At 72.1% G+C, this 18,028-nt stretch carries 18 protein-coding genes; 5 read left to right on the top strand and 13 right to left on the bottom strand.

Translation table 11 applies throughout. From position 1 onward, the window contains the following. Window positions 1-1,035, top strand: coding sequence for a LacI family DNA-binding transcriptional regulator (locus tag OQ02_RS22470; RefSeq protein ID WP_033440500.1), 1,035 nt, complete (start codon window positions 1-3; stop codon window positions 1,033-1,035). Window positions 1,036-1,040: 5 nt separating this feature from the next. Here OQ02_RS22470 and OQ02_RS22465 read toward each other — a convergent pair whose 3' ends face one another. Beyond that, window positions 1,041-1,613: a response regulator gene (locus OQ02_RS22465; RefSeq protein WP_231500172.1), complete on the bottom strand. Its 573-nt coding sequence runs from the start codon at window positions 1,611-1,613 to the stop codon at window positions 1,041-1,043. Further along, window positions 1,610-2,716, bottom strand: coding sequence for a sensor histidine kinase (locus OQ02_RS22460; RefSeq protein WP_051772657.1), 1,107 nt, complete (start codon window positions 2,714-2,716; stop codon window positions 1,610-1,612). The genes OQ02_RS22465 and OQ02_RS22460 overlap by 4 nt, the downstream gene beginning before the upstream one ends. Window positions 2,717-2,836: 120 nt before the next feature. Here OQ02_RS22460 and OQ02_RS22455 point away from each other — a divergent pair, with 120 nt between their 5' ends. Both OQ02_RS22455 and OQ02_RS22450 read left to right on the top strand, forming a co-directional pair. Beyond that, window positions 2,837-3,856 carry a hypothetical protein gene (locus OQ02_RS22455; protein WP_051772656.1) on the top strand — a complete coding sequence of 340 codons (1,020 nt, stop codon included), beginning with the start codon at window positions 2,837-2,839 and terminating at the stop codon, window positions 3,854-3,856. Between the two features lie 128 nt (window positions 3,857-3,984). Next, window positions 3,985-4,173 carry a hypothetical protein gene (locus OQ02_RS22450; RefSeq protein ID WP_033440499.1) on the top strand — a complete coding sequence of 63 codons (189 nt, stop codon included), beginning with the start codon at window positions 3,985-3,987 and terminating at the stop codon, window positions 4,171-4,173. On the opposite strand, the gene icmF is transcribed toward OQ02_RS22450, so the two are convergent. Next, the gene (icmF, locus tag OQ02_RS22445; RefSeq protein ID WP_033440498.1) at window positions 4,174-7,413 is read right to left on the bottom strand and encodes a fused isobutyryl-CoA mutase/GTPase IcmF; all 3,240 of its coding nucleotides are present in this window, start codon (window positions 7,411-7,413) and stop codon (window positions 4,174-4,176) included. It abuts the gene before it with no gap. 185 nt (window positions 7,414-7,598) lie between these two features. On the opposite strand from icmF, the gene OQ02_RS43930 reads away from it, so the two are divergent. Next, window positions 7,599-7,766 (top strand): hypothetical protein, encoded by a 168-nt coding sequence (locus OQ02_RS43930; protein WP_156077211.1) that lies wholly within the window; start codon window positions 7,599-7,601, stop codon window positions 7,764-7,766. A 76-nt stretch (window positions 7,767-7,842) separates the two neighbouring features. Next, window positions 7,843-8,460 (top strand): alpha-ketoglutarate-dependent dioxygenase AlkB, encoded by a 618-nt coding sequence (locus OQ02_RS22440; protein WP_033440497.1) that lies wholly within the window; start codon window positions 7,843-7,845, stop codon window positions 8,458-8,460. A 40-nt stretch (window positions 8,461-8,500) separates the two neighbouring features. On the opposite strand, the gene OQ02_RS22435 is transcribed toward OQ02_RS22440, so the two are convergent. From OQ02_RS22435 to OQ02_RS22390, 10 genes are all read right to left on the bottom strand, one after another. Next, entirely contained in the window at window positions 8,501-9,325 is an 825-nt protein-coding gene (locus OQ02_RS22435; RefSeq protein ID WP_051772671.1) for an ATP-grasp domain-containing protein, read from the bottom strand. Between the two features lie 102 nt (window positions 9,326-9,427). Beyond that, window positions 9,428-10,510: an alpha/beta hydrolase gene (locus OQ02_RS22430; protein ID WP_231500168.1), complete on the bottom strand. Its 1,083-nt coding sequence runs from the start codon at window positions 10,508-10,510 to the stop codon at window positions 9,428-9,430. Next, the gene (locus OQ02_RS22425) at window positions 10,507-11,634 is read right to left on the bottom strand and encodes a serine hydrolase domain-containing protein (protein ID WP_033440496.1); all 1,128 of its coding nucleotides are present in this window, start codon (window positions 11,632-11,634) and stop codon (window positions 10,507-10,509) included. The genes OQ02_RS22430 and OQ02_RS22425 overlap by 4 nt, the downstream gene beginning before the upstream one ends. After that, on the bottom strand, window positions 11,631-12,515 hold the full coding sequence (locus tag OQ02_RS22420; RefSeq protein WP_231500167.1) for a WXG100 family type VII secretion target: 885 nt from the start codon (window positions 12,513-12,515) through the stop codon (window positions 11,631-11,633). Before OQ02_RS22420 ends, OQ02_RS22425 begins: the two co-directional genes overlap by 4 nt. After that, window positions 12,512-12,835, bottom strand: a complete 324-nt coding sequence (locus tag OQ02_RS22415) for a WXG100 family type VII secretion target (protein ID WP_033440495.1) — start codon at window positions 12,833-12,835, stop codon at window positions 12,512-12,514. The genes OQ02_RS22420 and OQ02_RS22415 overlap by 4 nt, the downstream gene beginning before the upstream one ends. Continuing rightward, the gene (locus OQ02_RS22410) at window positions 12,832-13,179 is read right to left on the bottom strand and encodes a YbaB/EbfC family nucleoid-associated protein (RefSeq protein ID WP_033440494.1); all 348 of its coding nucleotides are present in this window, start codon (window positions 13,177-13,179) and stop codon (window positions 12,832-12,834) included. The genes OQ02_RS22415 and OQ02_RS22410 overlap by 4 nt, the downstream gene beginning before the upstream one ends. 51 nt (window positions 13,180-13,230) lie before the next feature. After that, on the bottom strand, window positions 13,231-13,941 hold the full coding sequence (locus OQ02_RS22405; RefSeq protein ID WP_033440493.1) for an ESX secretion-associated protein EspG: 711 nt from the start codon (window positions 13,939-13,941) through the stop codon (window positions 13,231-13,233). Next, window positions 13,938-14,282, bottom strand: a complete 345-nt coding sequence (locus tag OQ02_RS22400) for a hypothetical protein (RefSeq protein ID WP_033440492.1) — start codon at window positions 14,280-14,282, stop codon at window positions 13,938-13,940. The genes OQ02_RS22405 and OQ02_RS22400 overlap by 4 nt, the downstream gene beginning before the upstream one ends. Further along, a complete protein-coding gene (locus OQ02_RS22395; RefSeq protein ID WP_156077210.1) occupies window positions 14,279-15,487 on the bottom strand; it encodes a hypothetical protein in 1,209 nt (402 codons plus the stop codon). The genes OQ02_RS22400 and OQ02_RS22395 overlap by 4 nt, the downstream gene beginning before the upstream one ends. Before the next feature lie 122 nt (window positions 15,488-15,609). After that, a complete protein-coding gene (locus tag OQ02_RS22390) occupies window positions 15,610-17,895 on the bottom strand; it encodes a helix-turn-helix domain-containing protein (protein WP_033440491.1) in 2,286 nt (761 codons plus the stop codon). Window positions 17,896-18,028: the final 133 nt, after the last annotated feature.

Raw genomic sequence — 18,028 nt, 5'->3', positions numbered from 1 at the left:
ATGCCGACGATCCGCGAGATCGCCCAGCTCTGCGGCGTGTCCGTGGCGACCGTTTCCCGCGTTTTCAACCAGCCGCTGACGGTCAGCCGGGAAAAGCGCGAAGTGGTGGAACGGGTGGCCCGGGAGCTCGATTACCGGCCCAACGAGTCGGCGCGCGCGCTGGCCACCAAGCGGTCCGGGCTGATCGGCCTCGTGTGGGACACCGACCACCGCAGGCCGGGGTGGCGGCACCCGTACCTCCAGGAGCTGCTGATCGGCCTGAAGTCGGCGCTCAGCGCGCACGGCTACCACCTGCTGATGCTCGCCACGAGCGGGTCGGCGGCGTTGCGGGCGGTCGGCGCGTCCCTGGCCGACCCGGTGGCGTACGTGAACATGACCCGGCGGCACCACCTCGGCGGGCTGGTCCTCATCGACAGCGGGTCGGACGCGTCGGCGTTCACCGCGTTCGCCCAGTCCGGGCTGCCGTGCGTGGCGGTCGACGTGGACGTCGACGGACCGCGGGCCACCTACGTGACGTCGGACAACGTCGGTGGCGCGGCCCTGGCGGTGCGGCACCTGGCCGCCGCCGGGCACCGCCGGATCGCGACCATCACCGGGCCGCGCACCAACCGCCCGTCGGTCGACCGCGTGACCGGTTTCCGCGCCGCGATGGCCGAGGCGGGGCTGGAGGTGCCGCCGGAGTACGTGGTGGAGGGCGACTTCTACCGGCCCAGCGGCCAGGCGGCGGCGCGGTCGCTGATCGCACTGCCCGAGCCGCCGACCGCGGTGTTCTGCGCGAGCGACGAGATGGCCGTCGGCGCGCTGCTCGCCGCGCGCCACGCCGGTTTGCGGGTACCGGACGACCTGGCCGTCGTGGGGTTCGACGACATCGAGCTGGCCGCCCTGGTCGACCCGCCCCTCACCACGTTGGCGCAGGACAAGTCGGGGATCGGAGTGGCCGCGGCGCGCGCTGTGCTGACCATGGTGCACGGCGGTGACACGCCGGAACCCGCGTTCCTGCCGACGAAGCTCGTGGTGCGCGCCTCCAGCAGGTGACGAGGTCAAGGCTTGGCGCGTCCGGTGGCCCAGGCCCACGCGGCGATGGCGACCCGGTTCCTGGTGCCGGTCTTGTGCTGGACGGACGCGATGTGGTTCTTCACGGTGCCCGGTGACAGGAAGAGTTCGGCGGCGATCTCGGCGTTGGTCCGGCCGACCGCGACCATGGCCACGACCTGGTCCTCCCGCTCGGTCAGCACGACGCTCGACTGCTCGTGCGGCAGCTCCCGCCCGCGGAGCAACCGGACGGTCAGCTCCGGGCTGATGAGCATGTCGCCGTTGACCGCGGCCCGGACGGCTTCGACCAGCAGCGCCGGGGCGGAGCGCTTCAGGATGAACCCGGCGGCGCCGTGGCGCAGGGCGGCCTGGACGTACTCGTCGAGCCCGAACGTGGTGACCACCACGACGTGGACACCGGTGCCGGCCAGCGCGCGGGCCACCTCGATGCCGTCGGTGCCGGGCATGCGGATGTCGGCGAGCACCACGTCGGGCCTGATCGCGAGGGCCGTGTCGATCGCGGCGCGGCCGTCGGCCGCCTCCGCCACCACGGTCATGTCGGGCTGGGCGTCGAGGATCATCCGGAAGGCGCCCCGGATGCCCTCCTGGTCGTCGGCGAGGAGGATTCGGGCGACCACTCCGGTGATTGTGCCGGCGGTAGGCGCGCCGTCAGCGACCACCCGTCCGGCACGGCGCGGGTGACCAGCTCGCCACCCTGTTCCGCTACGACCGCAGCCAGGCCGGGCAGTCCGGACCCGCCACGCCGCCGGCCGCGCGTGCCGCTCACGCCGTCGTTGGTCATCCTGACCTCCAGTGCCCCGGCCGACTCACCGACGTGCAGTTCGACGCGCGTCGCCCCCGGTGCGTGCCGCCGGACGTTGGTCAGTCCCTCGATCACGATCCGGTAGGCCAGCGCCGCGGTCTCCACCGGAACCGCCAACGCCGGGTCCAGGTGCAGGTCGACCCGCGCCGGCCCGGCGGCGGAGAACCGTGCGGCTGCCTCGCGGATGCCGCCCAGGTCGCCGACGGGGCCGAGAGGTCGGTCGTGGTGCAGCATGTCGAGCGTGCGGTCAAGCACCGACAAGGCCCGCTGACCCGCGGCCTCGACGCGTTCCAGAGCCCGCAGCGGATCGCCCGCGACCGCGCCGGCCTGGGCGTGCGCCACCATCTCGCTGATGTCGTGTGCGACGAAGTCGTGCAGGTCCCGGGCCAGCCGCAGCCGCAAGGCGGTGCGCGTGTCCGCCACCGCCCGCTCCTGCCGCACGTCCAGGGAACGCAGGTAGGCGCCCACCCCGGCGGCCACCAACGCGCCGAGTCCCCAGAACACGCACGCGCCCAGCACCTCCAGCGGCGACACGGGCGTGAACACGCGCAGCAGCCAGCCACCCGCGGCCAGTCCCGCGACCAGAGCGGCCACCACCGCTCGCGGCGGTGGCGCGTACCTGACGACCAGCCCGGCCGACACCATCAACGCCGCACTCTCGAGCATCCCCAGCACACTGGTGCCCCACGCCGGCCGGATCACGCCGATGACGTGGGCCAACGTGAAGACCAGGGACACACTTCCGGTGGTCAGGACCAACACGGGCAGACGCGGCCTCAGCCGTGGCCGGAACAGCCCGATCGCGTTCACCGCGACGGCGACCAGCACCGGCAGCACGACGACAGCCCAAGTCACGTTCACCCGCAGACGATAAGCACATCCCCCGGTCCACCCACGAGTGCCGAACGGCACCTCTTGCGACCGCACGGGTGCCGAACGGCATCTGGCTCGCCACCCGGCCGAGGCGGAAGGCTCGACCGCATGAAGAACTTGTCCATTTCGGACCGATGGGGATACGCGGCGGCGCTGTGGGCGTTGATCTACGGGGCGATCGGCATCGCATGGGCGTTGGGGATGCCCGGATACCCCTGGGGCGCCACCGATTCCGATCCCGACGGGGCGTTGTCCGTCCTGGCCGGCACGACACCGGGCTTCGGCTGGTGGATCGCCGTCCTCTCACTGCTCACCGCGGCCTCGGCGCTGGCGTTGACCGGGAGCGGCGGCCACCGCGCGCCGTTGGTCCCTGCCTGGTCGATCGCCGCACTCCTGATCCTGGTGATCCCCGACTCGCGCCTGTTGATGGGCGTCGCCTACACACCGCTGTTGCTGATCGCCCCCGTCTTCGACTGGGAGCCGGGCGGCACCACCTTCGCCGACGCGTGGCCGTGGCCGGTGCTGAACCAGCTCGTCTGCGTGCTCGGCGGCCTGCTCCTCGCAGCCGCCGCGATGGCCTACGGGCGCGACCGGGAACGCCGGACGTGGTTCACCCCGGAACGCGGGCGGGTCGCCGTTTACGTGGCGTTCACGGTGCCGTTGGTGTACTGCGCCACCCGGTGGGCGTGGGCGCTCGGCATCCCTCTGGGCGTGACCGAGGAGTTCATGGCCGAAGGTGACGACGGCATGTGGCTGGCCGGCGCTTACCTGGCGACCTTCGGCGCGTTCGGCGGCGTGCTCACCCTCGGCTTGACCCAGCGGTGGGGCAAGATCTTCCCGCGCTGGATTCCCGGCCTGCGCGGCAAGCGGGTGCCGCCGCTGCTGGCGGTCGTCCCGGCCGGTTTCGTCGCGATCATCGTCACCGTGGCCGGATTCACCTACATCCGCGTCGCCATCGCCGGCCGGTTCACCGCCGACGAATGGGGAGCCTGGTTGCCGGAGTGCTTCTGGCCGATCTGGGGCGCCGCCCTGGCCACCGCCGCCATCTCCTACTACCAGCACCCCGCCCACCAGGCGACCCGTCAAGCCGCCAACCCTCGGGCCGGCACCGCACAGTCGCCGAATTGAGCAGCACGCGGCCGTGACGCGGCGCCCCCGCACGCCGGCACGCCCCGGCCGGCGACCAGGCTGAACCTGCGAAACCCGGTTGCCGTCCGGTGCGATCCTGGAGGCGGACGGCGACACGGGAGAGTCGGTTGGCGAAGCGGCGGTACGTGGCGAGGGGCGTTCCCGGCGGGTACGGGATCTGGGACAACAAGGCGCGGCGGTGGTGGGGCGACCGCTACGAGCTGTGCCCCGACGACCTGCTCGCCGAGCTGAACGGCGCCGCCGACCCCGCGCGGATCACCGCCCAGCTCAAGCGCTACCGGGCGCTCCGGCGCTGATCAGACGTTGCGCCGGTACTGACCGCCCACCTCGAAGAACGCCTCGGTGACCTGACCCAGCGTGCACACCCGCGCCGCGTCCATCAGCACCGCGAACACGTTCTCCCCCGACGCCGCCGCCTCCTTCAACCGCCGCAACGCGGGCTCCGCCTCGGCGGCGTGCGCGGCGGCGAAGGCGCGGGTCCGCTCGACCTGCGAGCGCTTCTCGTCCTCCGTCGCGCGGGCCAGTTCGATGGTCACGTGCTCGCGCGACCCGTCGTCCGGCAGGAACGTGTTCACGCCGATCAACGGCAGCGAGCCGTCGTGCTTGCGCTGCTCGTACAGCATCGACTCGTCCTGGATCCGGCCGCGCTGGTACCCCGTCTCCATCGCGCCCAGCACACCGCCGCGCTCGGAGAGCCGGTCGAACTCGGCCAGCACCGCTTCCTCGACCAGGTCGGTCAGCTCCTCGATCACGAACGAGCCCTGCAACGGGTTCTCGTTCGCGGACAGGCCCCACTCCTTGTTGATGATCAGCTGGATCGCCATCGCCCGCCGCACCGACGACTCGGTCGGCGTGGTGATCGCCTCGTCGTAAGCGTTGGTGTGCAACGAGTTCGTGTTGTCGTAGAGCGCGCACAGCGCCTGCAACGTGGTGCGGATGTCGTTGAAGTCCATCTCCTGCGCGTGCAGCGACCGCCCCGACGTCTGCACGTGGTACTTGAACTTCTGCGAGCGGTCGTTCGCGCCGTAGCGCTCGCGCATCGCGACCGCCCAGATCCGCCGCGCCACCCGGCCGATCACGCTGTACTCGGCGTCCATCCCGTTGGAGAAGAAGAACGACAGGTTCGGCGCGAAGTCGTCGATCCTCATCCCCCGCGCCAGGTACGACTCGACGTACGTGAACCCGTTGGCCAGCGTGAACGCCAGCTGGCTGATGGGGTTCGCCCCCGCCTCGGCGATGTGGTAGCCCGAGATCGACACCGAGTAGAAGTTCCGCACCTTCCGCTCGATGAACCACTCCTGGATGTCGGCCATCATCCGCAGCGAGAACTCGGTGGAGAAGATGCAGGTGTTCTGCCCCTGGTCCTCCTTGAGGATGTCCGCCTGCACCGTCCCGCGCACGGTCGCCAGCGCCCACGCCTCCAGCTGGTCCGCCTCCGCCGCCGAGGGCTCGCGGCCGTGCTCGGCGCGGAACTTGTCGACCTGCTGGTCGATCACCGTGTTCAGGAAGAACGCCAGGATCGTCGGCGCCGGGCCGTTGATCGTCATCGACACCGACGTGCTCGGCGCGGTCAGGTCGAAACCGTCGTAGAGCGCCTTCATGTCGTCCAGCGTCGCGATCGACACCCCGGACGTGCCGACCTTGCCGTAGACGTCCGGCGGGGTGTCGGGGTCGCGACCGTACAGCGTCACCGAGTCGAACGCGGTCGACAGGCGGGTCGCCGGCGAGCCCTTCGACAGGTACTTGAACCGCCGGTTGGTGCGGAACGCGTCGCCCTCCCCCGCGAACATCCGCGCCGGGTCCTCACCGTCCCGCTTGAACGGGAAGACGCCTGACGTGTAGGGGAAGTGGCCGGGCAGGTTCTCCCGGCGCAGGAACCGCAGCAACGTGCCGTCGTCGTCGTAGCGGGGCAGCGACACGCGGCGCACCTTGTTGCCCGACAACGTCTCCCGCGTCAGCTGGGTGTGGATCTCCTTGTCCCGCACCCGGACGACCAGCTCGTCGCCGCTGTAGTCCTCCACCACCTTCGGCCACGCCGCCAGCAGCTCCGCCGACACCGCGTCGACCTGCTTCTCCGCCGACTCCAGCAGCGACGAGATCGCCGACGTGTCGTGCCCGGCCGCCTCCAGCTCCGCCCGCGCCGCGCGCAGGTGCGCCGCCCGCCGCACCGCGTCCACGTGCGTCTCGGTCGCGCGGTGGTAGCCGCGCACCGTCTCGGCGATCTCGGCCAGGTACCGCACCCGCGTCGCGGGCACGACGGTCGCCGCCGACGTCGAGACCTTGCCCGGCACGACCGGCAGCGCGCCCTCGGTCACGTCCAGTCCGCGCTGCGCCAACTCGCCGCGCAGGTGCTGGTAGAGGGCCGTCACCCCGTCGTCGTTGAACGTCGCCGCCGACGTGCCGAAGACCGGCATGTCCTCCCAGGACGCGCCGAAGGCCTCCCGGTTGCGCACCAGCTGACGGGCCACGTCACGGCGGGCGTCCTCCGCGCCGCGGCGCTCGAACTTGTTGATCGCCACCGCGTCCGCGAAGTCCAGCATGTCGATCTTCTCCAGCTGCGACGCGGCGCCGAACTCCGGCGTCATCACGTACAGCGAGTGGTCCACGAACGGCACGATCGCCGCGTCGCCCTGGCCGATGCCCGGCGTCTCCACCACGATCAGGTCGAACCCGGCGGCCTTGCACGCCAGGATCGCGTCGCCCAGGCCGTCCGGCACCTCCGAGCCCGCCCGCCGGGTCGCCATCGAGCGGAAGAAGACGCGGTCTCCGTCCAGGCAGTTCATCCGGATGCGGTCGCCGAGCAGCGCGCCGCCGCCACGCCGCCGGGTCGGGTCGACGGCCAGCACCGCGACGCGCAGCTTGTCCTGCTGGTCCAGCCGGAACCGGCGGACCAGCTCGTCGGTCAGCGAGGACTTGCCGGAACCACCCGTTCCAGTGATTCCGAGTACCGGCACGGTCCGCTCGGCCGCCGTCCGCACCATCCGCTCGCGCACGTCCGCGGGCAGCGCACCGGCCTCGACGAGCGTGATCGCGCGGGCCAGCACGTCCTCGCTGCCGGTGAACAGGCCGTCCCACGACGACGGCGGGCGGTCGGCCAGCGAGTGGTCGCACCCCTCCACCATCGTGTTGATCATGCGGGCGAGGCCGAGCTCCTGGCCGTCCGCCGGGGAGAAGATGCGCGTCACGCCGCGCGAGTGCAGCAGCTCGATCTCCTCCGGCACGATGACGCCGCCACCGCCGCCGTAGACCTTGATGTGCTGCGCGCCGCGTTCGGCCAGAAGTTCCACCAGATAGGTGAAGTACTCGACGTGTCCGCCCTGGTAGGCGCTGATCGCGATGCCCTGCACGTCCTCCTGCACGGCCGCGGCGGCGACCTCGCGCACCGACCGGTTGTGGCCGAGGTGGACGACCTCCGCGCCCTGGGCCTGGAGGATCCGGCGCATGATGTTGATCGCGGCGTCGTGCCCGTCGAACAAGCTGGCCGCCGTCACGAAACGGACCGGGTGCAGCGGGTTGTGCAGCGGGTTTGCGGTCACGACGGCTCCTTCGGGCAGCGCTGGACTGCCACCAGATTACTAGGACATCCGTCTATCGGAAGTGCGAACGAGTTGTGTGCCAGGTCACCGGCCGGCCCGTGGGCGTCGATCGTTTTCGCAACCCTGGCCGTACCCCTCACTGACTGAGCGTGTAACTTCCGTCCAAACGGGGTAGAGGATCTTCCATGAGCAGCACACCTATCTACGACGAGCTGGCCGCCATCCTGCTCGCCGACAACCCGGGGACGACCGAGAAGGCGACCGCCGGTAAACCGCAGCCCGAACCGGCGAGCGAGGCTTCGAAGCAGGTCCGCACCGGTGGGCGACGACGCAAGCCCGAGCCGGACGCCTGAGCTTTCAGACAACACTGAAGCTATAGAGTTCACTACGGGTCGAACGCGTGTTCGACTCTCGGGTTATGCTGCGCTCATGCAGGTGTCGCTGTTCGACGACGGCGCGGAGACGCCCGCCCTGCGCCCGCTGGCCGGCATCCGGCGCACGGTGCTCGGCGACGGAGCCTGGGTCGACGTGCTCCCCGGCTGGCTGACCGGCGCGGACGTGCTGTTCCACCACTTGGTCGCCGAAGTGCCCTGGCGTGCCGAACGCCGGCAGATGTACGAGCGCGTGGTCGACGTGCCGCGCCTGCTCTGCTTCTACGACGAGGACAGGCCGTTGCCGGACCCCGTGCTGACGCGGGCGCGTTCGGACCTCAGCGCCTGGTACGCCCCCGAGTTGGGCGAACCCTTCCGCACCGCCGGCCTCTGCTACTACCGCGACGGGCGGGACTCCGTCGCCTGGCACGGTGACACGATCGGGCGCGGGTCCAGCGAGGACACGATGGTGGCGATCGTGTCCGTCGGCGCACCCCGCGCGCTCGCGCTGCGGCCCCGTGGCGGCGGGGCGACGGTCCGGTACGCGCTCGGCCACGGCGACCTGATCGTCATGGGCGGCTCGTGCCAGCGGACGTGGGAGCACGCCGTGCCCAAGTCGGCGAAGCCGGTCGGACCCCGGATCAGCGTCCAGTTCCGACCGCGCGGCGTGCGCTGACCCCGGCACGACCCCCTGACATCCGGCAGAGCACTGCCGATCAGAGGATCGCGATCATCGTGTCCGCGGCGGTGGTGCTCGGCCGGTCGCTCACCTGGCCGTCACCGAGCTCCACCACCCGCCAAGCGCCGTCCTCGCGCCGGACCAGGTCGACGGTGACGAACCGCAGGTGCCGCACCAGCGGTCCGATCGCGGTCAGATCCGGCGCGTCCGGCACGTCGTTCGGGGTGTCCGGGTGCGGGCCGACGAGCGCGCAGGCACCGTCCACCCACCAGGTGCGGACCTCGGTCGAGGTGAACCGCTCGAAGCGGCGCAGCACGAAGCCGCCGGTGGCGTCGTCGTCCCGCAGTTCGGTGAAGCGCCGGGCGACTTCCCACCCGGCGTCGGCGTCGGCGATATCGGGGATGTAGGCAGCCTCGTGCCAGTGGTGCTTCATCGACTTGGTGTAGTCGCGCAGCACGGCCGGTCCCGCGTGCAGGCGTTCGCGGGCCCGGTCGAACGCGGCCCGGTCGAAGCCCTCGGTCCAGGCGGACTCGGGCGTGAGACCGGTGAAGTCGTCGTACCACCCGGGGAGTTCGTGTGCGCCGCGGTACTGGTCGGCGGTGGTCCTCAGCAGGGCTCCTCGCCGCGCGAGGGCGTCCGCGAAGGCGGCGTAGTGCTCCGACCTGAGCATCCAGCCCCGGTAGACGGCGTCCTCGTCGGCGGGCGCCTTGGCGACCGCGCGGTCGGCGTGGCCCCTGGTGAGCGCGTCGTGGTCGACCAGGGCGACCCGGTGTCCGGCCTCGCGCGCGGCGGCGGCCTCCGGCGCGAAGTGCGGGTCCGGTCGGGTCGGGCGGAGCGGATCCGCCGGCACCAGCAGCATCATGGCCGTCATGGTGGTCGACCGCCGCCGGCGCCGCCGGCGATTATCTGGCGACGGGCGCGGCGTCGTCACCGGGTACCTCGGCCCGGTGACGACGCCGCGCGGCTACGGGCGGGTGAGGCTGCCCATGAGCAGCGACACGAAGTGGTCCATGTCGGCCATCAGGCAGGGCAGCTGGGCGTGCTTGCCGGTGCAGCCCTCCGCCCACCCGCTGCCGTCGCCGTAGTCGACGAACGTGTGCGGGATGCCCGCCGCCACGAGGTGGTCCCGGGTGACGAGGTTCGTCGCCCGCGCCCGGTTCTCGGCCACGGCCTGGATCGGGTCCGCGGTGAGGTCGCCGCCGTTGCCGGTGTACATCGCGACGCCCATTCCGCGCAGCGGGCCGACGTGCTGGGCCGGGCTCTCCCGGTTCCACACGCCGTCCAGCGGCCAGATCGGCGGACCGAAGATCGCGTCCACCGGCACGGTCGGCGTGCCGCTGCCGGGCAGCTGCGTGGTGGCGACGACCACGGCCCGCTGCTCCTGGCTGAGCAGGTCGAGTCCGCCGGAGAAGCTGCCGACGTAGGCGAACAGGTCCGGCCGGTGCTCGGCGTAGTGGAAGGCGCCGAAGCCGCCCATCGAGTGTCCGGAGATCGCCCGGCCGGCACGGGTCGGAACGGTGCGCAGGTTCGCGTCGATGAACGGGACCACCTGATCCAGGTGGAAGAACTCCCAGTTCTGCGGTCCCAGAGCGGCCGGCGGGTTCACCCAGTTCGAGTACCAGCCACGGCCGGAACCGTTGGGCGCCACCGTGATCAGCGGGACACCCACCGTGGTCTCCTCGAACAGCCGCTGGTTCGCGACCGTGTTCGGGCGGTCCGGGTGGCCGTGCAGGTGGTACTGCACCGGGTAGCGGGTGGCCGCGGTCCGGTCGTAGTCCTCCGGCAGCGTCACCATGACCGCGTGCTCGCCGGAGACCTGGCCGTCCATCACCGAGTACGCGGGCACGTGGGCGGTGCGCACGGTGAAGACGAAGGTGCGCTCGTTCGCGTCCACCCACTTCGGTTGGCTCACCACCGTCAGCCCGTGGCCGTCGGCGAACACCGGCGGCGCGTTCACCGCCGACGCGGCCGCCCCCGCGCCGGGCAGGCCGAGCACACCCACGACGGCGAGTGCGACACCGGACGCGGTCAGTCGTCGCCGGATCACGCCGCCACCTCGCACAGCGCGGAGTCCAGCACCTCGATGGAGACCGGCCTGGAGCTGAGCACGTTCCCGTTGGTGACCAGCGACGCGTACCGGCCGTCGTCGGTGGTCAGGGTGAACGAGTAGTGCCCGTTGCCGAGCGCGCCGTTGTGTCCCCACGCCTCACCACCGCACGAGAGGTCCATCTTGATCAGCCCGAGCCCGTACGAGTACGAGGGGGCCGGCGCGACGGTTCGGCGCATCTCGGCGAGCGCCGCCACCGAAACGACCCGGCCGTCGAGGAGCGCTCCGTAGAACTCGGCCATGTCGTCCAACGTGGACGCGATCGCGCCGGCGGTGCTCCAGAAGGTCAGCTCGGTGTTCGTGGTGCCCTCGATCCAGAAGAAGAACGGGCCGGCTCTGCCACCCACGTAGCCGGGCAGGTACGGGTCGGCCAGTGCCCGCGTCCCCGGTGCGGGGAACGACGTGCCCGTGAGCCCGAGCGGCGTGATGACCCGTTCGGTGATCGCGTCGCGGGCCGACCGGCCGGTGACCCGTTCGATCAGCAGGCCGAGCACGAGGTAACCGACGTTGGAGTACCCGAAGCCCGCGCCGGGTGCGAACTGGGCGGGCTCGTCCATCGCGGATCGGACCAGCTCGGCCAGTGCGTAGCTGCCGTCCGGGTTGGCCGCGGCGTCACGGACGTCCCGGACCATTCCGCTGGTGTGCTGGAGGAGTTGGCGGACGGTGATGACGTCACCGTCGTAGTTGCCGGTGAGCACGCCGGGCAGGTGCTGCCCGATCGGCGCGTCAAGCACGACGCGGCCCTCGTCCACGAGCTGGAGCACCACCGCCGCCGTGAACGTCTTGGTCTGACTGCCGATCCGGAAGTGCTCGGTCGACGTGATCGGGCGGTTCTGGCCGATCTTGGCGGTGCCGCTGCTCAGCGTCCACGCCTCGGCTTCGTCACCGGCGTGGACGGCCACGCCCGGTCCGGCCTGCGCCTGGTAGCGGTCGAGCACGGCCTTGGTCGTGGCGTGGTCGTCCTGCGCGGCCACAGCGGCCGGCGGTGCGGTGACGGCGGCGGTGACGGCGAGGACGACACCTCCGGCGACGCCGGTGAGCAGGCGACGGGACTTGCCGATCATGCGAATCCCCCCGCGGTCGACGTCGTCAGGGTGGGTTCGCCGTCGTCGGGCACGGCGCTCTGGTCCGATGCGCCGGTCGGTTTGTCGCCCGACACGCCCGACTGGCTCCGCTCGCCGATGAAAGACACGACCTCCTTCACGACCTTCAGCACGCCGAGCGCACCCTCGACCAGCTTGACCAGGTTCTCACCACTGGCCAGCAGCTCGGCCAGCTTGCCCGCGATCTTCCCGCCGTACTCGACGGCGATCTGCACGCACTGCGGGATCGCCACCGCGAGGCTCTGCCCGAACGTGGCCGCCGCCGCGGCGAGCGCCTGGGTGATGATCGGCGTGATCCTGGCGATGGCCTCGGTGATGAGCCGGGTGACGGCTGCGACGACCTTGGCGACGACCTCGCCGGCCGCGATCACCGCCTTGCCCGAGGTCAGCGCGGTCTCCCCGATCGAGAGGATGCCGTCGACCAGCTCGGTGCCCGCCTTCAGGTAGTCCGTCCCGGCCTGGCCGGACCACTCGCTGGTCTCGTCCCCCACGGACGACCGGTACTCCTCGGCCACGGACGTCGCGTCCTTGCCGGCCGAGTCGAACTCGCCGGCGCCGGAGGAGACGGAGTCCGGGTCGCCGCGCAGCTGGTTGAGCGGCTCCTCCAGGAACGAGATCATCGGGGTGAGGAACCCGACGCCCGCACCGTCCAGCGCGGACAGCGGCCGTTCGATCGAGTTCAACGCGCCGAGCGGTGCGTCCGGGTCGCCGGCCAGCCCGCCCGACAGCCACTCCTTGCTGTCCACGGCGGCGCTGACGGACCGCAGCTCGGCCAGCAGCGCGGCGATCCGACCGACGTCCTGCGAGGTCGCCTCGGCATCGGCGCGGGGCAGTGTCGTCACCACTTGGCGACCTCCGTCTCGATACCGGTCAACACGGCGGCACTGTCGTCGTCGGTGCGCTGGTAGTGGTCGGCCGACTGCCGCAGCCCACCACCGACCTGCTCGACGGCGGAGGCAACGTGGCCGAACGCGTCCATCGTCGTGGCCATCGCACCGCCCAGCCCGGCGGTGAGGAAGCCCGCGAACGAGCCGAGTGACTGCTCCCCGAGCGCGCCGGGCAACCGCGCGCCCGTCGCGGCCAGCCGGTCGGCGTAGCCCGCCAGCGTGCCCGCGTGACCGCGCAGCTGCTCGGGGTCGGCGGTGAAGGCGTCCTGGCTCATCGCGCGGCCTCCGAGGGCGTGTGCTCGGTGATCCGCGCGAGTGCCTCGCCTTCGCCGAGGTAACCCGACATCACCTCGGTCATCCTCGTGCCGGCCAGCCGCTGCGCCTCGCGCGCAGTGCCGACGATGAGCACGGCCAGGGCGTCCGCCTCCAGCCTGCGGGCCGCCGGCGTCAACGTCACGTCGTCGAGCAGTCCTCCGGCGCTCACGGTCACGCTGACCTCGCCTCGCGGCGACGTCGCGGTCGCGCCCACCTCGCGCAAGCTCGCGCTCGCCGCACGGGCGCCGTGCGCGGCTCGTTCGAGGCGCTCCCGGTAGTCCGCCAGCCACTGTGCTGGATCCATGGTCCTCCCCTTCCCTCTCCCACTCGTGGTTGTCCTGATCGGCCCGCCGCCTCAGGCGCGGGCAACCTCCGCGGCCTCACCGAGCAACCGAAGAAGCTCGCTGTGCCGCAACGGGTTGACGCTCACCCAGCCGGCGTCGCCGCGATCCACCCGGACCCGCCCCCGCCCGCCGTCCAGCCACCACACCTCCGGCGGCCGGGTGACGGTGTCGCCCACCCTGCGGACGACGCCCAACTGGCCCTGGCCCGCCGACGTGGGGAACACGTCGGCCAACCGGTCCGCCACCGTTTCGTCGACCACGCCGGGCGGCACCGTGATCGGCATGGTCGCCGCCGCCCCGGTCACGGGGATCAGCCGGGCGAGCTCGTCGCCGAGCACGGTGGCCGGTACCACCGTCACCACGACCGCGCTCCCCCGCTCGTCGAGCGGCGACTGGCGGCACACCACGGCCCGGTCCCGGTGGACCATGGCCACCGCGCCGATCACCCCGCCCGAGCCGACCACCACCAGGTCGACCGCGCCCCGGTACTCCCGCAGCGCGGTGACCAGCTCGTTCGCCACGCCGACGGGTCCGGCCCCGGTCGCGAGGCCGCGGGCGCACAGCGCGTGCCCGGCGTCGGCGAGCAGCTCGTCCCGCTCGTGCGTGAAACGGCCGAACGACGGAACCCGCAGAGGAAACGGGAAGTCCGCTCCGGCGTGCGTGGCGAGCAGGTCCAGTTCGACGGGTTCGAAGCACACCTCCCGGTCGGTCGCGGCGGTCACCGCGCCACCCCGTCCGACCGGCCGGCGGCCCGCACCGACGACCCGGCATCGGCGTCCACCTCGCTGTAGGACGCCTTGGTGTCGGAGAGCGTCCGCAGAAACGCCTCCACCTCGCCTTTCGCCGCGCTCACCTCACCGGCCAGGCCCGACTCGCCCGCCGCCGCGCGCAGCCGCGCCGCGAGCTCCACGGCGGGCGGTGCGGCGCCGAGCATCGGCTGCCGTTCGGCCAGCCGGCTCACCGCCGCGACCAGGTCACCGGTCAGGTCACCCAACCTGGTCAGCGTGGTGATCCGGTCCTCGATCAGGTCCAGCTCGACGTGGTACCCCTGGCCCGCGTTCATCCCTGCCCTCCGGTCGTCTGGCCGATGACCGGGGGGCCGACCACCTCGTCCACCGTGAACAGCCCGTGGTCGATCGTCGGCATCCGGTTCTCGTGCGTCTCGTCGTCGCTGTGGTCGGGCCGGCCACCGGCTGCTGGCGCCACCGCTGCGGACACGCCCCCGCGCCCCGCAGCCGCGTCGGCGGTGACGTGTCCGGTCTGCATGCCCGGTCCGCCGGCCACACCCAGCACACCGGCGCGCGGACCCTGGCCGAGCTGCGCACCGTGGCCGGCGGTCGGGACGCCGGGACCGCCGCCCACCACCGGGCCCGCCCCTCCCGCCGCCCGGCCGCCGCCGAGCAGGCGCGTCCACGGCACCCCGCCACGCACGCCTGTAGCCGAGCCCTGCGCCCCTCCGGCCGCCGGCGCGTCCCCGCGTGCGATCGGGGCAGCCGGTGGGATCGCTCCCCGCGCCCCGTCGATCAGTCGGCTGCCTTCCACGAGGCTCGACTCGTAGGTGCGCATGGCGCGCACCGCCTCGGCCTTCTGCTGGTCCGTCGTGGCCGCGCCGAAGTAGAAGCTGAACCCCGCGCCGCCCACCGTGCCGAACGCGGTGCCCATGCCGGACGTCGTGGTGGTCGGCGCGGGGAAGAACGCCGTCGGCGAGAACATCGCGGTGTAGTTCGGCACCGAGGGGATGGACGCCCAAGAGGCCGTCGTCGGTGTCGCCGACGACATCGGGACCAACGGACTCACCGGGATCCACGGGTTCACCGTCGACGGAGCCGGCGTGGACCCCGTCGTGCCGGGGACACCCGGGCCGAGTGCGGACTGCGCGCTGGTCGCCTGATCGCCGGTGGACGGCACGGCGGGCGGTGGCGGCATCATGGCCCTCGCCGTGGCCAGCGCGTCGGCGGCCTCCTGCGCCGCCCGCTGCCCCGCGTGCGCCAGCTCGCTGATCTTCTCCAGCCGGACGGCCAGCGCCTCCAGCCGTCCGGCGGCCTCTTCCGCGGCCGGTCCCTGCCAACCGTTGAGCAACGCGATCCGCTGCTCCCGCAACACCTCGGCGTGCGTGTCAAGCGCGACGCGGTGCTGCGCCCACTCCGTGGCGAGCACGCTGACATCGGCGACGTCGGCGTCCTGCCACAGCATCCGGTACAGCTCCTCGTGGCTGTACGCCTCCCAGTTCACATCACCCGCCGCCTGCGGCTGTTCCTCGTGCGACACCCCGCGATCCCTCCCCCTGCCTGCCGTCACCGGCCCCGGCCAATGTTCACGGAACACGGCCGACACGAACAGGCCAGCGGGCGGCCATCTATGGCCGGTATGCCTGAGCTGGGAGAACAGTCTCAGGAGCGGGCGCGGTAGGTCTCCATGAGGTGATCTTGGAGGCGGGCGTGGCGGAACTGGTAGACCGCGCCGGCACGCCGAAGCACGCCGCGCCGGTAGGCGTCGTCGAGGAACACGTGCACGGCCCACGGCAGCCTGCCGGTCAGCGGCAGCCAGACGCGGGCGAACACCACCCACTGCCCCCACGCGGTCATGCTGATCAGATAGCCGAAGGCGCCGCCGAACCCGCCCACGACCCCCAGCGCGAGCCCCGCCACTGTGGGCCAGGCGACCACGACCTCGAACGGGCCGCCGCCCGGCAGCGACATCAACGCCGTGGCGATGAGCCAGGTCGTGGCGGAGAAGAACACCGCGAACAGCGGTGCGAACAGCGCCACCTGGGCGAGCACGGTCTTCCGGTTCGCGTCGAGCAGGTCGGCCGGGCTCGCGGCCGAGCGCAGGTCCTGCGGCGATTCCGCCGCGGCGATCAGCCCGAACGCGAGCGCCGCACCTGACGCGAACACCACGGTGAACACGCCGACGTCGACGAGGATCATCGCCGGTGTGATGTGACCTCTGACCAGCCACTTCGCCAGGATCGTCAGCAATCCGTAGGTGAAGCCGACCAGTGCGCCGAACAGCAGGCCCATCCGGGCCCTGCGCCGCACCTGCGGCCACATCGCCCTCGGACGCGTTCCCTGCCGGAACCGGAACCGGAACCGGACCGGCTTGAGCGGCTGGACGCGCGCCAGGTGCCCGTGCACCAAGCCGAACGGAACCCCGACGATCAGCCCGACCACTGCCCCGAGTCCCAGCACTCTCATGGCGCTCCCCCCGAAGAGAAGGCCCTCGAACACCACGTCACCCAGCCAGACGCCGGCGAACACGAACAACGCGACCACCAGCGCCCGCATTCGCCGGCTCATGGAGGTGCCGAGCTGCCACCAGGCCAGGTCGTGGGTGCCGAGGCGGCTCAGGTGGTCGGCGAGGTGGCCGAGCCAGCGCCCGACCTGGTCGACGTCGTGCACCCGCACGCCGCGTTGCCCCTGGTAGACCGCGGGCACGAACCCGCCGAGGAGGTGCCGCTCGATCGACTCCTCGTCACCGAGCAGCTCGGTGTCGAGGAGTTGCCGCGGGTCGTGGTCGGGGGTGTCGCTGTAGATCCGGCGTGCGAGCGCCACCATCAGCGGAGTGGTGAGCACAGCGGCGAGAGCGCCGTCCGGACGCGCCCGCACCTCGTCCAGGACCGGTTGCCAGACGTTGGCCGTGCCGCTGGTCTTCCGGGTGGTGCGCGGCAGGTAGTCGGCCAGGTCGTCGGCGGTGAGGTCGACGAGTTCCACCGCTCCGGCCGCCCTCAGCACACCGGTGGCGTCGACCGCCGCGCGGTACTCGTCGACCCGACTGGTCAGCAGGAGCGGCAGGGTGGTGGAGTTCAACGCGGCCAGCGCGGCCCGGTGCAGGCCGCCGGCGATCTCGTCGAACCCGTCCAGCACCGGCAGGACGCGATGGGTGTCGACCAGCGCGGCTGCCAGCGTCGACCCGCCGGGGCCGGGTGCGGCGAGGCCGGGGTGGTCGCGCACCAGCCGCTCGGCCAGCCAGTCCCGCAGCCCGGTGCGCTCCGGGTTCCACGAACCGAGGCCGAAGATCACCGGGACCGGGTCGGCCGGCTCCCGCGCTGCCAGCAGGTCGAGCACGAACCGCGTGGTCAGGATCGTCTTGCCGGCGCCGGCCCGGCCGAGCACGACCAGCCTGCAGGAGGGAATCCTCCGGTACACCTCCACCACCTGGTCGAGCCCTCCGCCGAGGTCCAGCGGACGCGCGGGCACACCCGGTTTCGCCACGAGGATGTTGGCCCAGCTGTCCTCCAGTGCCGCGGGCGCCCGTCGCCAGCGGACCGGCAGCGGCACCGGGTCGTGGACCTGCTGCTGTTCCTCCTCCCGCTGCCAGCGCGAATGCACCGCGTGCGCCAGGGCGTCGGTCGCTTCGACCAGTGGATCGCGGGTGACCGCCGGACCGCGGCGCGACCGTCCGTGCGCGCCTCCGCGGCGGACGGGCTCGGACGCGGGCGCGTCGTCGACGTTCCCGGCGTGCCCAGCGGCGATGAACAGCTCGGAGCGCTCGGCGCCGCTCAACCGCAACGCGTCGGCCAGCATGCGCACCGTGCGCACCTGCGGGTTGTCCCGCTTGCCGGTCTCCAGGCCTCGGACGGTGCGCTCACCGACGTCGGCACGCGCGGCCAACTCCTCCTGGCTCAACCCGGCCCGCTGCCGCCACTGCCGCACTAGGGCGCCGAACCGGCTCGTCAAACCCGTCTCCCAGCGTCGCGCACGTCGAACACACTGTGTCAGCCGTACGACCCGATCGGTCCGCACTCCGGCGGGTTTGATCCCGGACTTCGAGATCATCTTGCCCTGGGCCACGCGGCGATGGGCAGAGCGC

The organism is Saccharothrix sp. NRRL B-16314 (genome assembly GCF_000716595.1).
Lineage (GTDB): Bacteria > Actinomycetota > Actinomycetes > Mycobacteriales > Pseudonocardiaceae > Actinosynnema.
Note: the sequence above shows the minus strand (reverse complement) of the source record. Positions and strands in the feature narration are given on the sequence as shown.